Raw genomic sequence first — 3,012 nt, 5'->3', positions numbered from 1 at the left:
TTTCCAAATTCCCTCTTAAAAATCCTGATAAAATGTTCTACATTAGGATAACCCACTATTTCAGAAATCATTTCTACTTTTAAATTGCCTCCTGCTAAAAGTGCCTTTGCCTTTTTAAGCCTTATATTCCTTACATTATCTCCAAAGGACAGTCCCGACTTAGCCTTAATATATTTGGAAAGATAAGGTTTGGAAAGATAGGTCTTTTCAGCAAGTTTCTCCAGAGTAATGTCTTTGTAATTCTCTTGAACTATATTTAATATATTGTTAAGCCTTTCTTCTTTTTCTTCTACAAAGCTAAGTTTTTCAGGCTGATTAAGGGCAGACACAAGAGCATCTATGGATGCTTTAATAATATCTTCATCAAAGCCTACTCCCCAGTACTTTTTGTTCTCATAAATAATACCGACAAAGGTCACTGCCTTAGAAGTTGACCCCTTAGTAAGAGCATGCTCCTCATAGTCCGATATATCATAATCTATGTTAAAATACTGCCTAAGAGCATTTGCAACCGCATCCAAGCGTCCATTACCATTGGATTTGACTATACGCTCTTTACCATTGTGCGCAATACTTACAGTAGCAAGAAAGCCTCCGCTTTGTACAAACTCGGCATCTCTTATAGAAAAAACATCTTTGTTATTTACATATTTATCCAGTAAAATCTCATAAATTCTATCCGCAGTAAGCTCTATATGCTCATGGTCAGAAACAGATTTGACAGTGTACCCAAGTGCCTCCTGCATATTCTTCGGTATTTCAATTCCATAATTTGTCTTTAAGATATAGCTTACGCCACCCTTTCCGGACTGGCTATTGATACGAATTACATCTCCGGCATAGCTCCTGCCTACATCCTTAGGGTCAATAGGAAGATAAGGTACTGCCCATTTATCCTCTTTATGCTCTCCTCTATAAGCAAAGCCCTTTGATATTGCATCCTGATGTGAGCCGGAAAATGCTGTAAACACAAGTTCTCCGGCATAAGGCTGCCGTAGAGAGACTTCCATACGGGTAAGTCTCTCATATACCTCTTTTATCTCAGGCAAGTTAGAAAAATCAAGTCTTGGGTCTACTCCATGCGAATACATATTTATTGCAAGTGTAACTATATCCACATTTCCGGTTCTCTCTCCATTGCCAAAGAGCGTACCCTCTATCCTCTCTGCCCCTGCCAAAAGCCCCAACTCTGCTATTCCTACTCCTGTTCCCCTATCATTATGAGGATGGAGACTGAGGATAACCCCTTCCCTATTCTTCATATTTTTATGGATATATTCTACTTGCGTAGCAAATACATGAGGAAGTGAAAGCTCTACTGTGGCAGGAAGATTAATGATTACCTTATCTTCCTTAGTCGGTTTCCATTCATCTATCACTGCATTTATTACTTCAAGAGCATACTCCGGCTCTGTGCCTGTAAAACTCTCAGGAGAATATTCAAAAGAAAAATTTCCCTCTGTTTCTGATGCAATTTTTTTTAACAGCCTTGCTCCATTTATCGCAATCTCCTTAACCTCTTCTTTATTTTTTGCAAAGACCTGTTCTCTCTGCACTACAGAAGTAGAATTATATACATGGATAACTGCATGAGGAGCTCCCTTTACTGCCTCAAAAGTCCTCTTTATAATATGCTCCCTCGCCTGAGTAAGCACCTGAACTGTTACATCTTCAGGAATAAGATTATTTTCAATTAAAGCCCTCATAAAATTATACTCAGTTTCGGATGCCGCAGGGAAACCAACCTCTATTTCTTTAAATCCTATCTCCACAAGCATTTTAAAAAACTCCAGCTTTTCTTCCAAGCTCATAGGCTCTATCAGTGCCTGATTCCCATCCCTCAAATCTACTGAACACCAGTACGGTGGCTTATCTATGTATTCTTTTTGTACCCAATCATAGCTAGGATTCTTCGGCATAAAATAATTTCTCTGATACCTATTATAATTTTCCATAGTTTTCTCCAAAGTCCATTAAAATTTATCCTATATTCTTGATAAAATTTAATATATCACATTTTTTATTTTTTACATAGGTAAGATTTTAACTGTTTAATTGATATTTTTTAACCAGTGCTCTTAAGGCTGATAATTTCCCATAAAACGCTTTTATATTATTTTAATAAGTGTTACAATCTTCATATCAATTTATAAAGAGGAAGAATATGATACAAGATTTATTAAACAACGACTATAACAACAGCTACAACCCAAATGCCGTACCTAATAGCGAAAGCCTTATACTGTATTTTAAAAATAACGATATACTCTGTCATGCTTATGGAAATATTGAAAGCCTTGAAAATGCCATACCCGGCAAGGCTAATAGTGAAGAAGTTATATGGACTCTACCTACTTTTAAAGAAATAAACGATGAGAAAACTCCAATCTCGGATAAATTGATTTATCTTTTTAAAATGAAACTAAACGGAGTAGAAAAGGAATTTTATCTTTTAAATGATGATAATTTTTCTCCAAAAACCGAGGGCTTATCTTATCTTTCTGCCCTTAAATACCGTTCCATTAAACCTCTCGATACTTCTTTTGCTGTTATAACAGCCTGGCAGCTCTACTCTTGGTATAAAGCTAACCGTTACTGTGGCAGATGTGGACATAGTACAGAACTTGACAATAAGGAGCGTATGGTAAGATGTCCTAAATGTAACAATCTAATTTATCCTAAAATCTGCCCCGGAGTCATAGTCGGTATTATAAGCAAGGGTAGGATTTTGCTTACTAAGTACGCCAATAAGGGCTATAACCGCTACGCCCTTGTAGCAGGCTTTACCGAAATAGGCGAAACCCTTGAAGAAAGTGCAGCTAGAGAGGCTTTTGAAGAAGTAGGACTTAAGCTTAAAAACATAAGTTTTTATAAGAGCCAGCCTTGGTCTGCCTCTTCTTCCCTACTTGCAGGCTTTTTTGCAGAGGTAGACGGAGATGATGAGGTAGAGCTAGAAACTAGCGAACTAAAGGAGGGAACTTGGTTCTACCCTGAGGATATAGTGCAAATGCA

At 37.2% G+C, this 3,012-nt stretch carries 2 protein-coding genes; one reads left to right on the top strand and one right to left on the bottom strand.

Annotated elements, in window-relative coordinates:
* Positions 1–1,955 (bottom strand): 2-isopropylmalate synthase (locus tag ACTTG8_RS10085; protein ID WP_442561976.1); only part of this gene is annotated, 1,955 nt, incomplete at its 3' end.
* 209 nt (positions 1,956–2,164) lie between these two features.
* Between ACTTG8_RS10085 and ACTTG8_RS10080 the strand changes: the two genes are divergently transcribed.
* A partial coding sequence (locus tag ACTTG8_RS10080; RefSeq protein WP_442561975.1) for an NAD(+) diphosphatase occupies positions 2,165–3,012 on the top strand: 848 nt, incomplete at its 3' end.

Origin of the sequence: Catonella sp. (assembly GCF_052173895.1) — a bacterium.
Lineage (GTDB): Bacteria > Bacillota > Clostridia > Lachnospirales > Lachnospiraceae > Catonella.
Note: the sequence above shows the minus strand (reverse complement) of the source record. Positions and strands in the feature narration are given on the sequence as shown.